Here is a 21,298-nt window from a genome sequence, read left to right on the forward strand (position 1 = left end):
ACCTCTTTATTCTTATTTACTACTATTTTTTAGCGTTTTTTCTTCTTGCTGCTTCAGCTTTTTTCTTACGCTTAACGCTTGGCTTATCATAGTGCTCTCTTTTTCTTACTTCTGACATGATGCCAGACATTGCACATTGACGCTTAAATCTTCTTAAAGCGCTGTCTAATGTTTCATTTTCTCTAACTCTTACTTCTGACATTTCTTTTTCCCTCCCTCCAATAGCGCAATTATGCTGGGACTGTAACTATGTTCTTTTTGCATAATATGCATTACAACCTAACACTTTGTTTATTATAAACTAAATTTTTACTTTTATCAAGTATTTTTATCAAGAAGGAACTCAATTTTTCAATAATTTAGTTTAGTTTTGTTCTGCTTCGTAATTAGGAAGCTTTTTACCTGCTAAAATATGATAGTGCAAATGCTTAACTTCTTGCCCTCCATCGCTTCCACAATTATTTATGATTCTGAATCCAGTTTGGTCAAAACCTTTCTCTTTAGCTATTTTATTAATAACAACATGAATATGTGACACAATATCCATTTCTATATCAGGAATATCAATTACACTATCATAATGTTTTTTAGGTACAACTAATATATGATATGGAGCAACTGGGTTCAAATCATTAAATGCCAATACTCTTTCATCTTCATAAACTTTAGTTGAAGGTATTTCTCCGTTCGCTATTTTACAAAATATACAATCCATTTCCTTCCACCTCCTATCTTATAAATATTATAATTTCTACATGTTATAGCAAAATTCCTTCTACATATTCATTTTTTACATCATTTATTTTTACTTTTAATATCTGACCTTGTATGTTTTTGTCACTTTCAACAACAACTCTTATATAATTTGAAGTCAGTCCTTCAAACTTATTGCCCTCTATATTTTGTTCAAATAAGACTTCTAATTCACTACCAATAAATTTAGTTGCAAATTTACTAAAGTTTTCTTTACTTAAATTTAAAAGTTGTTCACTTCTAAAGTGTTTCATTTGAGGGTCAATTTGATTTTCCATAGTTGCAGCTGGAGTTCCTTTTCTTGGCGAATATTTAAAAATATGCATTTGTGAAAGCTCTATATCTTTTAAGAAATTGTATGTTTGTTTAAATTCCTCATTAGTTTCTCCTGGAAAACCTACTATTACATCTGTAGTTATTGCTACATTTGGTATTTTATCTCTTAATCTATCCACAATAGTCTTATACTCTTCAGTTGTATATCTTCTATTCATTCTTTTTAGAGTTTCATCACATCCACTTTGAAGAGATAGATGATAATGAGGACAAACCTTCTCCATCTTTAAAACTTCATTCACAAATTCATCAGTAAACAAAATCGGTTCAACAGAGCTAAGTCTAATTCTTTCTATTGCATCTATTTCATTTATTTGTTTTATTACATCAAGAAGTTTAATATCCTTATCTTTTAAATCTTTTCCATAAGAGGCTACATGTATTCCTGTTAATACCACCTCTTTATAGCCATTTTTAGCCAATTTTTTCACTTCATCAACTATACTATCAATATCCCTACTTCTAACACGTCCTCGGGCATAAGGAATGATACAGTAGGTACAAAATCTGTCGCATCCATCTTGAATTTTCATAAATGCTCTAGTCTTTCCATTAGTTTGACTAATTTCTATTTCTTCAAATGCTTTTACCTTCATTATATCATCAACTGTGCTAACTTTTTTACTTGCATCTATCCTTCTAATCTCTTCAACAATCTTCCTTCTATCATTTGTACCCATGACTAGGTTTACTTCTTCTATATCCAAAATTTCTTCTGGCGATACTTGTGAATAACATCCCACAACGGCTATTATTGCATCTGGATTTTTCTTTTTAACTCGTCTTATATATTGACGAGATTTTCTATCACTCATATGAGTTACGGTACATGTATTTATAACATAAACGTCTGCATATTCTTCACTATTAACTTGTTCATATCCATCTTTTTCAAATAGTTCTAGCATAGCTTCAGTTTCGTATTGATTGACTTTACACCCAAGTGTATAAAAAGCTACTTTTTTCAATTTATTATTCTCCTCCTAAATCACTCAGCTCATACAAAGCTATTGTTGATGCTACAACAGAAGCTGTCTCAGTTCTCAATATTCTAGGTCCTAATGATACAGTACTGCAATTATCTTTTTGAACTTGCTCTATTTCTTCCTCAGCAAAACCACCCTCTGGACCTACAAAAATTCCAACTCTATCTATATTAGAATCACAATTTTTAAGTGCCTGTTTTATTGAGACAGTTCTTTCGTTCTCATAAGGACAAATATTTACATCATTTTTTTTCATATCTTCTAAAGCTTCTTTAAAACTTAAAACACCTCTTAAATTTGGAATTTTACCTCTTTTACTTTGCTTTGCGGCTTCATAAATTATTCTTTCCCAACGTTCAAATTTTTTATCTTCTTTTTTATCATCAACTTTAGCAACACTTCTCTTAGTTTGAACTAATATTATTTCATCTACACCAACTTCAGTTAGTTTTTGAAGTATCATCTCCATCTTTGGAGCTTTTGGAAGACCTTGATATAATTTTACCTTAAGTTTAGATTCTCTATTTATATCAACTTCTTCTAAAATTTTTAAATTAACCATATTTTTTTCTATATTTGTTATCTCGCAAATATACTCATTATTATCTTTATCACATATCTCAAGTTTTTCTCCTAGTTTACACCTTAAAACTTTTGAAATATGTTTTACATCTTCACCTTCTATAATGCAGGCTTTGTCTTGTAAATTTATATTATTTTTTTCAACAAAGAATCTATCCATTATATTCCACCCAGCCTTTTACTTTTTAAGTTTAGAAACTATCGCTGACCATTCACCTAGTTTTTGAACCTCAACTATTTCAAATCCATTTTCGATTAAGCTTTCTTTAACTTCCTCTACTTTGTCCAAAATTATACCTGAAGATATAAATATAGCATCTTCTTTCATAAAATTTTGTACATCTTTTGCAAGTATTTTTATTATATCAGCGATTATATTTGCAACTACAACATCAGCTTTATCTTTTATTACATCTGTTAAATTCCCATGCATTACAGATACATTCTCTTCAACTTTATTTTCAAGCACATTTTCTTTTGCAACTTTCACTGCAACTTCGTCTAAATCTACAGCTACAACCTCTTTTGCCCCTAATTTAGCTGCTGCTATTGCAAGAATTCCGCTACCACAACCAATATCAAATACTTTAGAATCTTTATTTACATATTTCTCTAATTCTCTAATACACATACTAGTAGTCTCATGTGTTCCTGTACCAAAAGCCATACCAGGGTCAAGCTCTATTATCAAATCCCCTTCTTGCATATCGTAATCTTCCCATGTAGGTTTTACTACTACCTTTTGACCTACTTTTGTTGGTTTATAGTATGCTTTCCATGCATTTGCCCAATCAGCTTCATTTACTTGGTCTAATGACACACTTCCTTCACCTATATCTATACCAAAATCTCTTAGTCCTAAAACTTTTTGCTTTATTATTTCGACAAATTCCATCACATTTTTTTCTTCTGACACATAAGTCTTTATCAGTACACCATCTTCTTCATTCTTTTTAAATACTTCTTCTTCTACATAATCCCAATCTAATTCATTTTTCTTTTGAAATAAGAAATCTTTTGGGTCTTCTATTACAGCCCCTCCAGCACCTTGTTCATATAGTATATTTGTTATTGGCTCAACTGCCTCTGTTGTTGTTTTTATAGTTACTTCTATCCAATTATTCATAAGTTTACCTCTCTTTTCTATATTAATTTTCCTATTTTTCCATAACTTTTATTATATCACAAATATCATACTTTTTTGTTTTATAAATTTTTTATTAGTTTATATCTACATTATAGTTAATTTACTTAATTTATAATAAATTGTCTAACTTATTTTTAGCACTTTATTTGATTATGCTTTTCCCTTAATACATTTTAAATAGTTCACATTATATTTATTATATACAAATTAGCAAGATATACATTTTAAACAAAAATTTTTGGTTATTTTATATGTTTCCTACAATAAAATCATCTGATATTATATAATTAAATTTTAAATTATTAAGGAGAATTACAATGTCAGAAGTAATATTAAAAGATATATCAAAACTTTATTCTAATGGATTTAATGCAGTAAAAAATATAAATATAGATATTAAAGATAAGGAATTTATAGTTTTAGTGGGACCATCTGGTTGTGGTAAATCGACAACACTTAGAATGATTGCTGGTCTTGAAGAAATATCTTCTGGAGAATTATATATAGGAGATAAACTTGTCAATGATATAGAACCAAAAGATAGAGACATAGCAATGGTTTTTCAAAATTATGCTTTATATCCTCACTTATCTGTTTATGAAAACATGGCATTTGCACTTAAACTTAGAAAAATGCCAAAAGATGAAATAGATAAAAAAGTTAAAGAAGCCGCTAAAATATTGGATTTAGTCCCTCTTTTAGATAAAAAACCTAAAACATTATCTGGTGGACAAAGACAAAGAGTTGCTCTAGGACGTGCAATAGTTAGAAATCCTAAGGTATTCTTAATGGATGAACCTTTATCTAACTTGGACGCAAAACTTAGAACTGCCATGAGAACAGAAATAACTAAGTTACATCAACAGCTTGGAACTACATTCATCTATGTAACACATGACCAAGTTGAAGCTATGACTATGGCTGACAGAATAGTAGTAATGAAAGACGGAGTGGTACAACAGATTGCAACTCCACAAGATGTATACGACTATCCAGCTAATGTGTTTGTTGCAGGATTTATTGGAGCTCCACAGATGAACTTTATTAATGTTACATTAATAGAAGAGAATGAAGAAATATATGCTAAAAACGAATACATTAAGATAAAATTAAATAGAGAAAAACACTATGATTTAATAAAGGACAACTATATTGAAAAAGAAGTTATTATGGGTATTAGACCAGAAGATATACATATAGGAGATAATTTTGTTAAATCTAATCAAGATACTTGCTTTAAATCAACAGTTGAAATAAAAGAGCTTATGGGGGCAGAGACCTATGCTCATTTAAAATTAGATGTAAATACAATAACAATTCGATTTGACAGCAAAAATAGAGTTGATGTTGGTGATAATTTAACTCTTTCAGTTGATAATAATAGAGTACACTTATTTGACAAAGAAACTGACTTAGCTATAAGATAATAGTATAATCTTATTTCTAAGGAGACTTTATGGAAGACTTGAAAAGTTTTTTTGAAAAACAACTCAATAAAAAAATAAATATTTACCCTTATAAAAATCAAAGTTTAGATGCCAATAGTCATTTAGTTACTTTTAATGATACTGTTTATGTTATTGATTTTTTAGATGAAAATAACTTAGATAATCTAAATGGTCACTTTTATTTAATTTATCAGCCACATATAGATTTTGAGTATCTAAAAGGTATTTTTTATAACTTATATGATGATATAAATACAATTCAACATAGTAGTTTTTTTGTAGTAAACTCTAAGTATAACTTAGACATTAATGTAACTACACAAAATATAATTGAAACTGAAACTTATCAAAGTACTTATATTTTCTATCTTGGTGAGTTAGATAACAAATCTGATTTTAATTTTAGATTGCAGTTATGCTCTAATTTACTATCTTATATTGTAAAAGATAATGCTAAGGATAAATTTTTAAATTTATTTGACCTTATTAGGTATAAAACTTTAGACTTAATTAACAAAGACGATGTACTTAATAGACTGATAGACTTCAATAAGATAAAATCTATTGATGAAGAACTTCTATCTACAGGAATAAAATTTATAAATAATGACTTAAACATCTCTAAAACATCTAGTGATATGTTTTTACATAGAAATACACTGGTATATAGGTTGGAAAAAATTAATGAAATACTCAACCTTGATTTAAAAAACTTTGAAAATTCAATGATTTTTTATCTAAGTGTAAAATCTTATTTTCTATATAAAAAAAATTAATTGCTAAATCAAGCAGAAATGCTAACTCACATTTCTGCTTGATTTTAAGTTAAAATACTATATACTTTATCAAATGTTATTTATCAAATATTCTCTCCTTTAAACTTGTAAATATTTGATAAGATATCCTTTTTTATAAATAATATCTTTAATCTTATTGAATCTATTATTTCTTTAATACATTATTTCGCTTGCTTTAATTGTTTTGTAAAAACAAAGTTTAGCAAAAAACTTATTGTACCTAAAATCACCATAACATATCCTAAAATTTTAAATTGACTTGATGTTATAGTTGCTTCAAACACCATTCCAAGTAGTACAGTAGCAAAAATTGAACCTAAATAACGACTAGTTTGAAATAGACCAGAGGCTGTACCTATGCTCTCAGGAGGACTTTCTTTAAACATTGAAGATTGTAATGCTACATTACCAACTCCATAACTAACACCTGCTAATGATAAAATTATCCCCTTACCTATTACTGGTATTTGAATAAAGATTAATGAAAGAAGTATTGCACTAATCAACATAAAAATTGATGACACTATAAGAGGTACTCTAGTTCCAGATTTGTCTATCCATTTTCCAGTCAATGGAGATATGAAAATTCCTATACCAGACATGAACAACATAAATAGACCAGTTGACCTAGCACTGTAATGTAGTGCATCTTGAAAATAACTTGGAAGACCAAAAAATAAGATATAATTGAAGAAGTTTAATATAATAAACTGTAAATATACCTTTGATAACTTAGGATTACTCATAAAAAGTTTAATATCTATAAAGGGTAATCTCGTTCTCAGTTCATGCCAAATAAAAATGCACATCAAAATTAATCCTAATACAAATTGCTCTAAATTAAAAGACTCCTTAACTGATAATAAGAATAGTAATATAAAAATCATTGCAATTGAAAATAAAACTATACCAACAACATCTAATCTTGATAAAACATTCTTAAAAGTCTCTTTTATACTTTTTTTCTCTTTTATTTCTTTTGGAAATAAAAAATATCCTAGACAAATGGCAACCATAACAATTGGTATATTTACAAGAAATATAGCATGCCATCCACCTAAATCAAGCAATACTCCGCCTAAAGTTGGACCTAACCCTGCTGTAGTTGAAGCGAAAATAGTTAAAACTGCTAATGCAGAAGATTGTCTTTCCTTTATATTATTTTGTATAAGAGCAACTCCAGATGGATACAATGTACTTGTTCCAATAGCTTGAATTACTCTTATAAAAATCAATATAAAGAATGATTGAGTAAATGGTACCATAAATGCTGAAAAACTTACGAGTATTAAACCACTTAAAAATAAAACTTTTCTACCTATTAAATCTCCAATCTTTCCTGAAACTGGCTGTGCAATAGCACTAGCTAAATAAAAGGCTGAAACCATCCAAGACACAGTTGTAAAACTAATATTAAAATCGTTTTGTATACTATGTAATGCAAGTGAAATCATAGATGAATTAAGAGGATTCAGCATAGTTCCTGAGCCTATAGCCACTAAAAAAAGAGTTCTTTTAGCATTTATCTTACTCATATATCATGCCCCCAATATTTTTGATTCATTTATCTTATAAAAAAGCTGCTCCTATAATTCCTGCATCTGAACCTAGGGTTGCACATACAATTTTTGCTATATCTTCTTTTTTGTATAAAACAAACTTTCTTACCAATTCTTCAATCCCATCAAGTATTATATCACTTGCTTTAGAAACTCCTCCACCAATTGATATCACTTCTGGGTCTAATGTATTTATTGTATTTGCAAATGTTTTTGCTAAATAAGTTTTAAATCTAGTTATTACTTCAATTGCAACTGTGTCATTTTCTCTATATGCATCAAACACCATCTTTGCATTTATTTTTTTTAAATCTCCTTCTGCTAAATCTAAAATCATACTTTTTCTACCTTCTTGTATAAGTTTTTGAGAATATTTTATAATGGCAGTTGCTGAGCAAAAAGTTTCCACACAACCATTATTTCCACAATTGCAATCAAAATAGTTTTCTCCTATTACTTGATGCCCTATTTCTGAGCCTAATCCATGGGCTCCAGAAAAAACTTTTTGATTAATTACTATTCCTCCACCTACTCCAGTTCCTAAAGTATATAAAACTCCAACATCTGCACCTTTCATACTTCCAAACTTTGATTCTCCAAGTGCTGCTACTGTTGCATCATTTTCTCCATGAATTTCAACATTTGGAAACCTTCTTTTTAGTTCATTCTCAAAACTTTCTCCATCCCATTTTAAGTTTACACAAGTTACTAAACCTTTTTTATTTATAAACCCAGGTACTCCAAATCCAATAGACTTTATCTCTTTCATCTTTAGATTGTTTTCTTCTAACAATTTATCAATCATTATTTTTATATCATCTAGTATTCCTTCAAATCCCTTTTCAACCACAGTTTTACATTCTGTTCTAAAAAGTATCTTTCCTTGATTATCAACCACACCTGCTTGTATGCCTGTTCCTCCAATGTCTACACCTATATAATACATCTTTCTCACCTTTCTCTTTTAAATTTTATTAATATATCTATATTATCATGTCTATATTATATTAAAATGTAAAACCATGCAAATCTTTAATAATATCTTTAATACAAAACAAAAACACCTTCCCATAGTATATTTTCACTATGAGAAGATGTCTATTTTTATAAATTATTTCAATTTATTAGATGTCAAAACAAACTATATTTAAATCAATTATTTTAAACTTTTATCTCGACTTATTTTTTCGTACTAAACAATATTTTTGCAACTATATATCAACCAAATCTTAAATATATTTTTTACAAACATAAATTAGTTTTCCATAACATAATAAGTTGCTTTTATTATTCACCAATCTATACTAAAAATCTTATACACATAATATATATATTTCTTTACATATACATATATTTGACTAAATACATATTTCTTTACATACATATCTAGCCTATTACCTAACCATACATACATATTTCTTTACATATGCACATATCAAAAGCAATTTTTTACATAAATTTTTCTAACTAAATTATAAGCAAATATGCAATTTGTAAAAGTTTTAATTCTTACAAATAACTTTAAAACTTAGATGCTTTGGCTATACAATATGACTATTTTACTACCAAAATTTTAAGTCTAGGCAATTCCAATAATTATCCCAGCTTTTGAGTTTTTCCAGTACTTAATATAGCACTAAAAACATCTAACTTTATTTCATAGATTATAATTGAGTTTTCTTCATCATTTGGCTGTGCCACATCCGTTCCCACTGGAATCACCCCTTTCTCTTATTTGATTATATTATAGCATATTAGATATGTAGGGACAAGCATTTTTTCAGAAAATTATTTATATTCAGTTTTATTTTTTGTCTATCTTATAGCATGTTAATGTAATTAATATTTATACAATTTACTCTTTACATATATAAACAATAGAAGAATATTTTGAATCTAAGTCAGTCTTATATATAGATTTTAGATTTTTAACACTTATAGTATACTCTTTTCCAGATTCAAATTTAGCCTTTATATTCACTATAAAATCTCTTTTAGAATCTACTATAATATCTTCTACTTGAACTACTGGATCTATCAAGTAGTTCAATTCATCTTCTGCTAATACCTTATCAAGTGTCATATTAAAAGTAAGAGAAATTCCATCATTATTATTATCAACTGCTTCAAGTTTTAATTTTGGCTTTTCTACACCACCTGCACAAACTGGTAAACTTCCCCCTTGTATACCAGAAGCCATTGCGCTCAATCTACATTTTATAGATGGTTCTTCACAAACATTATATTCATTTCCTGTAGCATTTTCATCTGATATTAATCTACATAAATCTCCCAATTGCTCATATCCTCTAAGAGTTAAAGTCATCCATTGGTCACCAAACCATATTTTTCTACTTACAACACCAAACGAATAATAATCTGATGGTCCTGTCCCTGACATTTTATCACTATTTTGTGGTACTCCTCCATAGAAGCGACCTATCCCATGACCAATTGCCATAGCAAGACCCTCAACATCTAAGTTTTCCATTCTAACTAATCCACCAGATACTAGGACAGTCTTTACTCCATATTCTTCAAATGCATATACATTTGGTTCTATTCTATCCCATTCTAAATGTATATTTATATCTGGATAAAATCCTTTAAATAGTTTTATTAAATATTGGATTGCATTTAAGCCCAATGTCATATGTATTGGAAATTGTGTGCCATTTTGGAATATATCATTTGCTTGTTCTCTTGTAAATAGGGTATGTGCAGATGTTATAGTTCCTTTATATCCAAATTTATATGGTGAGAATTTTTTATTAATGGCCACCTCTGTGTTGTCCTCTTTATGGAAAAGTAACACACCTCTTTCTTTCACAAGATGTTTACATGCTTTCATATGTTCTTCACTTCCTATAATAGGTAATTCATTGTAGTTTTCCACTTTTAGATTATCCTCTAAATCTTCAAAGTGAAGTTGAAGTGTATAATCCCCACAAACTACTCCACCTGCAATAACTAAATGTTTGTCAGCACTTCCCTCAAAATTAATATCAGTTGTTATATGATGAACTCCACCAGTATAATGACCTAAACTTGCAGTTAAAACAGGTACTTCATTTCCATCTTTGTCAATTAACATGTCTCCAGGTTTCAATTTACCTGCCACAGTAAATTTTCCATTAGCAAGTAAAAATACGTGGTCTGCAGTTACGATTAATTCGCTCTTACCATTTTTTATTTTCTTTTCTAACTCATCTGAACTTTCTTCATCTAAAGAACGATATACAATGTATACCATTGATAGTTGTTCTCCACTTTCTGTCCCTGTACTAAATTGTACTTTTACAGGCTCCCATGCAAGATTTATTTTTTCTCCAGCCTTTTTTATAGAACCTCCCAATACCTCATCACCATTTTTAATATTTTGTACTTCTACTTCTCCATCTGGTATTGCAATGAAAGTACCATCTGCAAAGCATGAACAGCAGCAACAACAATCTTCTAAATTCCAGTCTTTATTCTCCATACGTTTAGCTATACAGTCATCAATTAAATGTTCTGTAGAAGATGGAAGTGTTTCTCCTGTCTTACTATTCCTACACATTACCACATGTACTGCTTGATATATTCCTTGGTCTCCACATGAATCATGATATGCCTTTGAAGTAGAAAAATCCATACAATGCATTTCTAAACAAGCCTTTAACTTTTTTTGCTCCAAACGTCTTTTACATTCATTATAATCATAGCCCATAGTAAAACACTCCTCATTATTTTAATTTTCTAATAATATTTCTCTTGCCACTTCTTCGTTGTTCGATTTTAATATATAAATAATTTGTTTAAGATATTTAAATAGATACTCTAAGTCTTCTTTACTTGTATTAAGACCAAAACTAAAACGTATTGAAGCATAGTGTTTTGTGTTTGCTCCTATTGCTTCAAGTACATGAGAAGTTTTTATCCTTTTTGAACTGCATGCAGACCCAGGAGAAACACTTATACCTATATTATTTAAACTTCTTATAATCGCATGACTATCAAGAAGCGGAAAGCCTATATTTAAATTATTTGGAAGTCGATTTTCAAGAGACCCATTCACAATATAATCTGGTTCAATTTTTTCAATCTCTTCTAAGAAAAACTTTCGTAATTCTAAAAGTCTATTTGATTCATCATTCATTTCATTGTAAGCAAGTTTAGTTGCCATTCCTAAAGCCATTATATGACCTACATTTTCTGTACCAGCTCTAAGTCCATATTCTTGTCCTCCACCATGTATTATTGGAACTAAGCTTAATCCATTTTCTACATATATTCCACCAATGCCTTTTGGAGCATATATTTTATGTCCTGAAAATGTAAGAAGTGAAATTCCCCACTCCTTAGGTTTTAAAAGTATTTTACCAAAAGCTTGTATTGCATCCACCATGAAAGGTATATTATAACCTCTACATATATCTCCTATCTCCTTAATAGGATTTATTGTACCTATTTCATTATTTGCAGCCATTACTGATACAAGTATTGTATTTTCCTTTATAGAATTTTTTATATCTTCTGGTGATATCCTTCCCAATTTATCTACATCTATATAGGTTACCAAAAATCCAAGTGTTTCAAGATATCCCATAGTTCTAAGTACTGATGGATGCTCAATCTTAGTGGTTATAATATGACCTTTTTTATCCAAATACTTAAACGCTATCCCTTTTATAGCCAAATTATTTGATTCAGAACCTGAGCCTGTAAGATATATTTCCTCTGTATCAACCATTAAACAGTCTGCTATTGTCTTTCTGGAACTATTTATAATATCGAAAGTATAATGTCCTTGTACTGTTGAACTACTTGGATTAGCATAGCCATAAACCCCATCATAATAATCTTTAAGTAATTTAACTATCTCATCACGAATATAAGTTGTTCCATTTGAATCTAAGTACACTTCTCTAAAATCATTTGCTTTAATTTCAGCACATGGTTTACATGATTTAGCTTCAGGATTTTTTTTCTTTTCTTCCTCTATATAAGAACCATACTTATCTTCATAATCTTTTTTATTATCTTCATATACAAAACTTATTTTAGATTCTTTAATTATGTTATCAAGTTTAGAAAATAATGTGCTATCTAAAAATTCTTTTTCAACTTCTTCATCTGTATAATCTAAAGCTGGATTCTTTATAAGATATTCAAGAAAACTTTGAACATTTCTACATGTATGCAGATTATGTGCATATGTACTATCTTTTGCAATACTTAATAAAACCTGACTTGATATATTATCTTTTAACCCAAATAAATTTCTAAATTCTACACAATAGCTTTGTATATTTTTAATAATATCCATTTGTATTTGCCTTCTTTCTAATATGATTTAAAAAACATAATACTGACTAGATTTACCAATTTAATCAACTTAAAAAATTTTACTTTCATAGTCCAAAACCATTTCTATTCCATATAATTTCTTACCATCAATATGATTATTTTCTTTAAGAAGCTTCTTTAAATCCTTATCTTTTTTCATTTTTTCTAAATCTATCTTTATACTCCATTTGCCTTTAATATCATTCATATTTAAATTGATATTATTTACCATTCCAATATCTTTATTTAAATTTATTACAGTCTCTTTCATACCTAAATTTTCAATTGTTATGAAGTCTGATTTTATTGGTAAAACAATATCTTTTAATATATCTAACTTCATATATATAGCTTTAACATTAACTTCTCTAAAGAAACTAAGTTGGGATAATGAAATGTCAAAATTAAAACTCTGTAGTTCTTGATTATCACATTCATTTATAAACATATTCCATTCTGTAGAAAATATCTGTTGTAAAGGAAAATAAAGTCCACCTACATATGGATAACTTTTAGATAACAATTCTATAACCTTTTCTTTTAAATTTGAATCCTCAAGAGCTGTATATTTTACATTTATTATTACATCTGATATACTATCAAAATTAAACCTATTCGTTTCTTTTAACATCTCAAGTTCCCAGCTAGAAACAACTCCTGTACCTTCAAATGGTAAGTATCTCTCATCATTAAAATTAAGCAAGAACATTCCACTATCATCAATACCTTTTGATATGGCAATTTTTTGATTAGGCAACCAATTTTCTCTAATACCTTCTTTTGGTTTATTTCCAATTTTATTACCCAACAGGTAAGTTACAACTTCCAATAAAGGTTTTGTAACAACACTATTGTTTTTCTGAACTAATGTAGCTTTAATATTTTGAAATGGACCAACCACTGCTGGCACAGATATAGATATACTCTTAATTTTTCGTAAATAATGTCCAGGGAAATCATAATCAAACATTTTTTCAGTCAATTCAAAACTACATTTTCCAAATGATTTGAGATTTAATAATGCTTCAGGACTAATCATTGCCAAAGATATAGTTTTTTCTACTTCTAGACCCCTCTTATTTTTATTATAATAGGATGCCTCCATCTGACTTAATGCTAATTGAAGTCCTTCACCTGCCAAGAGTCCCTTTCTCATACTATCCCAATTGTTAAAATTTATAAATTTATCATCGCAACCAAATTCAAGTTGATAAGCTTTCTCAGCTACATGAGCCATATTTAATCCTATTTGGTACATTTGCCAATATATTAAACTTATTCTACCTACCATCCAAGAATATAAATCTACATTATTAAATTTATTTTTTAGAATATTATAAACTTCATTACCCTGTAAAATTGTTTTCTTATGTATTTCAAGCTCTTGTTTTGCGCTCTGGACTTTTATTTTAAGAGTCTCAATCTGTTTCTTAATATTCTCAATTTCATAATTAGCTAATTCTTTGTTAAGTGTCCAATCTTCTTCTCTTCTATTATATCCAGCCATTGTTAAAGAACGTTGTGCTTCATAATTTGAGATAGATGCCCCTATTTCTGCTGCACCTGCCATTCCTTCTAATACAGCTCCTAACTGCTGTCCTCCATACGTCATGGCAAAAGGAGAACCTACTTGTGGAACTGCATATCCAATGCTTGAAGATGTTTTAAATATATTTGCATAAACTTGGAAAAATAAGGCTACTCCCATTGCATCTAAATTTGTTTGTTCTTCTTCTGAAAGTCCATCTTTTATTGAATTCTCATAATATGTTTTCTTATGTTCTGCACTCTTAAGGGATTGATCCATTGACTTAATAGTTTCATTTAGCTCTTCTATTTGCTTCTCTTTTGTTACTGTAACCATATTTAAAATATTGTTTTCTTGTATTGAATGAAGCACTGCCATACTTTCTGCATCGTTTTTTTCAATTGTATTTAATAAACTTGTTCCAAGTTGACATATATGCCCTGCAAATTCCTTTGCTTTTTCAATTAGAAATGAAAAACGATAATTAGAAAGTTCTATATCTAGTGATTCTGCTAATGAATTTACATTATTGATTGAACTTGCAACCCTAGAAAGTAATTCTGGTGAAATTGGTGGTTGATATAACTCCAATAATCTCTTTTCACCTTTAATATTCATTGAATGTCTAATCTTATTTAATCTATCATCCACTATATCCCAAAGTTTTATAAGTTCCTCATTTTCTGGTATTCCAAAATAAACATCTATATTATTAAACCCTAAATCAACTTGTATATCTGAATTTATATTAGATATATGATTTTCAAGGTCTATCAGAAATTGAGGTATACCACCTGGACAATCTTTATATTTTGTCTGTATAGACTTAAATGTTTCTACATTTTTTTTGTCATGTCTACCTAAATTAACTGGTCTTTCTCCCAATAAGCTTGATGCTAATATATAAAGCATCGTTGCAGAAGTTATAGATTCCCATGTATCTTGCATAAATTGTTTATCAGCCCACTCTATTATATTTTCTATATATTGAATCACAGTGTACTTTTCATATGCTCCCATTCTTAGTCTAGCAATAGCATGTGGGTTAAATGGGTCATTATTATAAACTTTCATTGCAGGATTACTGTCATCTAAAGTATCTATAAATTCATCTAAAACATGAGTACGAAATAGTTGGAAATTCCAATAACAACTTGATGGTGTAGCTAAAAGCTTATTCATCAATATATTTCTTACCATGATTATCATTTCATTATTTAAACTGCATTCTGTTAAAAAACTAAGTTCTGTATTTAATTTAAATTCTGGGTTTACTCTTCCATTAGCATCAATAATAGGATATGCTGGATTACCTATTTTTTTAGTATTTAAAACTGACAGTACATCTTCAGACATTTTATCAGTTATTATATGCTCAGTTTCTTTTGAAAAAGTATCTTTAACTATTTTTGTTTCTGGATTTGTTGGATTAAATACATATTGATACCATCTTTGCGCTTGAGCATAATTTTGATTATTTCTCAGATTATGAGCTAATAACATCGGTGCATGATAAAAAAGTTCCCAATAGTATTCACCATAAAGCCCATCAAAATCTACCTGTACACCATCAATTGCACTTGGATAGTTTATATAATCTTTATTTGGTTCAAATCTATCAAAAGGTAAAACAGGAACAACTGGTATATTTTGAGAATTAGTACTAAGAAGCATATCAATTCCACCTATAAATATACGTTTTTGTAATATTTTTGTTGCACCTGTTGACAGTCTAGTTATATTAAATTTATATTTAGATAGGTCTGACATATTCTTATCTTCATATAAATTTTCATATTTAAGTGTTACTGGTACAGGTGAATGAACTAGTTTTTCATAAATATCATAAATCTGATTTACCTTAATAATACCTTTCTCTATTTGATTTTTTAGAATCAACTTAACATCTGGATATGTTAAATTATTTCCATCTGCTCTACCATGTGAATCTATAATTTTATAATACTCAAAAGTATTGTAAATAGTTTCTGATACACTCTTACTAATATCCTTATTTACAAAACTATATTTATTTACTATTGGAAAATTCATCAACATCCTATAGATAGATTTTTTTGTTGTGTCATCCAACTGAGCATTACTCAATATTATTTCTATTATGTTGTAATCTATATTCGAAACTTTAACTATATTATTTTCATCCAATAACCCATAATTTTTCAAAAGTTTTATACATTTTATTGATTTATCATAGTTAAGACCAAGTGATAAAAAAGAACTTACACTTGCTGGTGGTCTTGTAATTATTAGCCCATCTGATAACATGCTAAACCTTGGAACTGAAATTTTATCCTCTGGAGAAATCATAAATGTTTCATCTACATTGTCAAATACAAAAGAACCAACTTGGTTATATATAGGCATAACAGAAATATCCTTTTGATTTATATTATTAAATATATTTAAACCACCAACATGGCTAAACAATACTTTTTGTATATCTAAAAGTTGATTAGGACTAATTTCTTTTGATACAATCCTATTTATAAGCACTATTTCCAAATCTAATGTACTGAGATTTGATTTTAATATCTTACCATTATCATCAATTATCTTACTTGTTTTTAAATCATTAAAAATCTTACTTGATAAACTAAATTCAATTGTATCTGATGTAAAAGAATCTGACTCAACAAAGCTTTCCTCTATTTGATGCGATAAGTCTTTCATATCGGATAGATAATTATCATAAATTACACTTTGAGAATAAATAATCCCAAGCTTATTATTAAATTTATCTATAATAGGTTTATAAGGTATTTGATATTTATTTTGTGAGTATCTATCAACCAATAAAAATTCATTTTTTAATAATAGTGGTTCATTGTTCATATTCATATTAAATGAATATTGATGTTGAATAGGTAAGTAACCCGTATTATTTGCTAAAACCAATCTATTAAAACTTTCCCCTATTTCACTTAACTTGGATTCAAAACAATACTTATTTGTACCATCATCATTGATTTGCTTTATTTCAATTACCTTTCCAGATTGATTTGCAAATGGTCCATAAAGTATATTTATACGCTCAAAATCCTTGGATTTTTTATCAAACGCTTTAAAATTAGATGCATTAACGGAAAATGCATTTACTTTAAGCCAAGAAATACTATCCATTTCAAAAATATTTTTAAAAGGCAGTTGATTTTTTATTGAATCCTTGTCAGAGTAATCAGTGTAATATACCAAATCTTCTGATAATATATTTTGAGGATTTACCCACTTCTGTTGAATATTTAAAAACGAATAGTACATATCCATTTTAAATGTTTTGCTATTATTAGATTTACTTACTGAGCCCACCACATCTATGGATGTACTTTGATTTTCTTTTAATTCCACCCAGAATATGAATAGTTTGTTAAATGCAAATACTGGAGTTATATAGTGTGAATTTATAGCTAAATCTATTTTTTTCCATTCAGTCCAAGGCATCCCCTCTTCTTGATAACAATAATAATATATATATGGTTGTTGACTTGTTCGTCCAAATAAAAATAAGGTACAAACATCTCCACGCATTGAATCTTTATATGTACAACGATATGAACTTGCTATAGTCAATTTTGATATATTTGAAAATTCTTCTATATAATCATTATAAATTGTCTCTATATATGCATCTGTTATTTCAGATTGAGATAATGCACTTTCTAACTTATTAAATATTTCTGACTTTGTATGTCTTATTGATGGTAATAAATAATTTTCTGGATACACAAAAATTTTTCTATTCGCTTCCCACATTCTATAATTCATAATCCAGGACCACCAAGATTCAGGTATATTTAGTGACTCTACTCCTTTTTCCATTTTTAATCTACATCTTTGAAGATAAAGTTGAGTAGCATTTAATGCTTCTACTATATAAGAAATCTGCGTAGAATCATCCATTTCTACATCAATTAATAAATACTTATAGACATCATTTGATGTTTTAATATCTACAAACTTTTTATTGAGAGTATACAAAGTGATACTAAGCAAAATATCTCGTTTAGAACCTTCTATAATTGCTTGTAATTTTGTATTTATCGATTTCCATTCTTCTATACTGTATGTCCCTTTTACTTTTTGTACTGCCATATTCGAAATGTCAACATATTTAGTCCAATTTTTTTCTTCATCCAAACCTGATAATGTAAGAATATTGTCTATAAATGCATTATCAGACTTTAATTTATTAACTATGTCAAAACAGCTTTTTAGTTTTTTTATCAAAATCACTAAATTTTGTTCTTTTGAAAATTGCTTCGATATTAACTCATCTATTTGAGATTTATTCCAATTAGTTGCTATTGACAGATATTTTGTACTATTTGTTTCTTTTTTTGCGCTTGATTCAATAAAATTAAGCATGTCATAATCTACATCATCAAAAGTATATAAATACTCATTAATCAAATAAAAATTCATAATATTATCTATAGAATACAACTTAAAATCATTTTGGAAACCATAATAGTTCGGATACTTAATAATACTTTCAACAAGCTTATAATCTGGTGCTATCTTAGTTACTAAGTTAATCCATCTTGAACAACATCTTAATACCTCTATAACATAAAACTTATATTTCTCAGGGTTAGAATAGTTTATAAATGCTTCTGTCCAATATTTTATACCCTCAGGTAAAACAATTGACTTTTTAAACACAATCACTAAATATTTTAATAACTCTTTTTCTGTACCTAGATAAGCAGACATCATTTCTATAATTTCATTTTCTATATCTAAACTTGAATCTTTTTTTATGCTCATACATAATGACTTTAACCAATTATCAATACTATCTTCTTTGAATATTTGCTTTACATACTGACTTTCTTCTCCATTTATAAAATAGTTAAAGTTGTATACGTTGATTTTAGAATTTTCTATAAAACTTACAACATTTTTAATGCAATAAATATCATCAATAGAAAAAACCTTTTTAGTATCTAAGTGGCATAGCTTAAGCAATATTATATAGGTTTCAATTTTCATTTTAAATTTTCTTGCAAGTAATGAGTGTCTATATAAAGCTGATAAATTATCTACAGTTAATTCTATATCTGCATTTAAATCTATGTTTGCATTTTCTTTAAAAATTGTGATAGCTAAAAAATTTAAATCTTCAATTGACATAATTAAGCTACTGGAAAGCCATCTTGAAATTTTAATATTATTTTCATCAATTTTAGCAGGATTCCAAAGTTTTAAATTGTCTATATATAGAGGGTTTAGTTTATTGTTTTTAGGATGATATGTAGACTCAGTTTTTTTAGTTTTACAATTATTATATATGACATCAAAAGGTACTTTTGACTTTAATAAGTCATTGCCTTCTCCATATGTTTTTATTGGAGCAATAAGTGCACATAAATCTATTACATCAAGTTCCATATCGCTCGATAATTTTAATAAACGGGATATATCTGTAATAGTTTTTTTTGATATTTCTATATTTTTATCATAATAATGAATTGAGTTTATCATCCAGTCTAAATCCATAAAATTTAAAGAAGTTACTTTACTTAGTCTTATAAATCTATTTAATCTATCGAGAACATCATTATTGATGTTTTTAATTGAATTTGATAGATTATTATTTTTATTTTCCTTATTGTCATCAATATACAAATATTTTTTGTCTAAAAGACCTTGATTTATATAAAAATTATGTGCTATATTATTATCTTTTTCGTTCTGTGAAACATTTTGCATTAGTAATTCTTCAAGTTGATTATATTTTAATTGTGTTACTTTTAGTAATGTTTGTGTATTATTTAATTCTGCTAATTTAGCTTTATCACTCATACCATAATAGTTTGCTAATTGATTATCATCTTTAAAACTCTGTGTTAAAATATTATACTGTTTTAATGAAATACCTAACCTTTCTCTCTCAACTTCGTTTTGTTCTATATCCCAAGTTTCATATATGTCACTCAAATTTAAATTTTCTTGATTTAGATATACTCTTATCTGCTCCAAGTTTAAATTAAATGGGAGATTAAATGGATACACAGTTTTTGTAGCAAGAACCTCAAATATACTTGTGTCTTTTGTATTAAATAAAGTTTTAATACAATCATACAAACGTTCATTTACTATTTTTAGATATGGAACAAGATTATTTGCATTTTCACATGTAAGAGGTATCTCTTGTAAATCAGGCCTTCTATAATTTAAACTCAGGTCTTTATCAATAGTATGCTCATTTGGTTTAGTTATATATTTATCTATTATTCTCATTAAATCTACGAAATACGCAGCAGGTCCAAATATTGATTTACAATCTTCACAATCACAAAAATCTAAATTTCCGAACATCTCTTGGTAACTAGGTAATTTTTCAAAATATCTAATTGTATCATCACCTATTGTATTTACTTTGAGATTTCTAAAATATGGAGATGCAACTGTTGTTTTTATATTTACTAAGAGATTCATTACTTTATTCTGTATTGATATTGCATTTTTATAAATTTTCCTAGCAGTTTCTTTGCTTATTTCTAGTTTAGTTGAATATGTATTAACAAAATACTCTTCTTCCATACTTGCAATTTGTTGAGCTGATATTAAATCATTTTCAATCAACTTTGAATGTATACCTTCTGACGCATGCAATTGATGTAATCTTTTTTGTATCATAAGGTTTTTTAAAAACACTTCTTTATTAACTCCATCTAAATTTAATTTATCTAAAGTTTCTTTTTTATGTAACTCAATATCCGATAATTCAAAATCTGGATTATTACCATAAAAAACATTGAGTTGCTCTTTTTGTGTCAGCTTGTCCTTATCCATAGTATTCTCCTTTCTAAA

12 protein-coding genes are annotated in these 21,298 nt (G+C 28.0%); 2 read left to right on the forward strand and 10 right to left on the reverse strand.

What is annotated here, in order from left to right:
• Positions 1 to 22 precede the first annotated feature (22 nt).
• The 5 genes from rpsU to prmA form a co-directional block, all read right to left on the reverse strand.
• Positions 23 to 202: a 30S ribosomal protein S21 gene (rpsU, locus tag IC219_RS05250; RefSeq protein WP_003416618.1), complete on the reverse strand. Its 180-nt coding sequence runs from the start codon at positions 200 to 202 to the stop codon at positions 23 to 25.
• Between the two features lie 162 nt (positions 203 to 364).
• Positions 365 to 715, reverse strand: coding sequence for a histidine triad nucleotide-binding protein (locus tag IC219_RS05255; RefSeq protein WP_227432586.1), 351 nt, complete (start codon positions 713 to 715; stop codon positions 365 to 367).
• 43 nt (positions 716 to 758) lie between these two features.
• Positions 759 to 2,057 (reverse strand): tRNA (N(6)-L-threonylcarbamoyladenosine(37)-C(2))-methylthiotransferase MtaB, encoded by a 1,299-nt coding sequence (mtaB, locus tag IC219_RS05260; RefSeq protein ID WP_227824174.1) that lies wholly within the window; start codon positions 2,055 to 2,057, stop codon positions 759 to 761.
• A 4-nt stretch (positions 2,058 to 2,061) separates the two neighbouring features.
• A complete protein-coding gene (locus IC219_RS05265; protein ID WP_227432584.1) occupies positions 2,062 to 2,817 on the reverse strand; it encodes an RsmE family RNA methyltransferase in 756 nt (251 codons plus the stop codon).
• A gap of 18 nt (positions 2,818 to 2,835) precedes the next feature.
• Positions 2,836 to 3,783: a 50S ribosomal protein L11 methyltransferase gene (prmA, locus tag IC219_RS05270; protein ID WP_227432583.1), complete on the reverse strand. Its 948-nt coding sequence runs from the start codon at positions 3,781 to 3,783 to the stop codon at positions 2,836 to 2,838.
• Between the two features lie 338 nt (positions 3,784 to 4,121).
• Between prmA and IC219_RS05275 the strand changes: the two genes are divergently transcribed.
• Both IC219_RS05275 and IC219_RS05280 read left to right on the forward strand, forming a co-directional pair.
• Positions 4,122 to 5,231, forward strand: a complete 1,110-nt coding sequence (locus IC219_RS05275) for a sn-glycerol-3-phosphate ABC transporter ATP-binding protein UgpC (protein WP_227432582.1) — start codon at positions 4,122 to 4,124, stop codon at positions 5,229 to 5,231.
• Between the two features lie 29 nt (positions 5,232 to 5,260).
• The gene (locus IC219_RS05280) at positions 5,261 to 6,028 is read left to right on the forward strand and encodes a helix-turn-helix domain-containing protein (protein WP_227432581.1); all 768 of its coding nucleotides are present in this window, start codon (positions 5,261 to 5,263) and stop codon (positions 6,026 to 6,028) included.
• 182 nt (positions 6,029 to 6,210) lie between these two features.
• Here IC219_RS05280 and IC219_RS05285 read toward each other — a convergent pair whose 3' ends face one another.
• The 5 genes from IC219_RS05285 to IC219_RS05305 all read right to left on the reverse strand — a co-directional run bounded on the left by IC219_RS05285 (position 6,211) and on the right by IC219_RS05305 (position 21,280).
• Positions 6,211 to 7,584: an MFS transporter gene (locus IC219_RS05285; RefSeq protein ID WP_227432580.1), complete on the reverse strand. Its 1,374-nt coding sequence runs from the start codon at positions 7,582 to 7,584 to the stop codon at positions 6,211 to 6,213.
• A gap of 34 nt (positions 7,585 to 7,618) precedes the next feature.
• A complete protein-coding gene (locus IC219_RS05290) occupies positions 7,619 to 8,554 on the reverse strand; it encodes an ROK family protein (RefSeq protein ID WP_227432579.1) in 936 nt (311 codons plus the stop codon).
• Between the two features lie 909 nt (positions 8,555 to 9,463).
• Positions 9,464 to 11,317 carry a hypothetical protein gene (locus IC219_RS05295; RefSeq protein ID WP_227830751.1) on the reverse strand — a complete coding sequence of 618 codons (1,854 nt, stop codon included), beginning with the start codon at positions 11,315 to 11,317 and terminating at the stop codon, positions 9,464 to 9,466.
• A gap of 21 nt (positions 11,318 to 11,338) precedes the next feature.
• The gene (locus tag IC219_RS05300) at positions 11,339 to 12,916 is read right to left on the reverse strand and encodes a cysteine desulfurase family protein (RefSeq protein ID WP_227830752.1); all 1,578 of its coding nucleotides are present in this window, start codon (positions 12,914 to 12,916) and stop codon (positions 11,339 to 11,341) included.
• A gap of 69 nt (positions 12,917 to 12,985) precedes the next feature.
• A complete protein-coding gene (locus IC219_RS05305) occupies positions 12,986 to 21,280 on the reverse strand; it encodes a neuraminidase-like domain-containing protein (protein WP_227830753.1) in 8,295 nt (2,764 codons plus the stop codon).
• Between the last annotated feature and the right edge of the window lie 18 nt (positions 21,281 to 21,298).

The organism is Clostridioides sp. ES-W-0018-02, assembly GCF_020658175.1.
Taxonomy (GTDB): Bacteria; Bacillota; Clostridia; order Peptostreptococcales; family Peptostreptococcaceae; genus Clostridioides.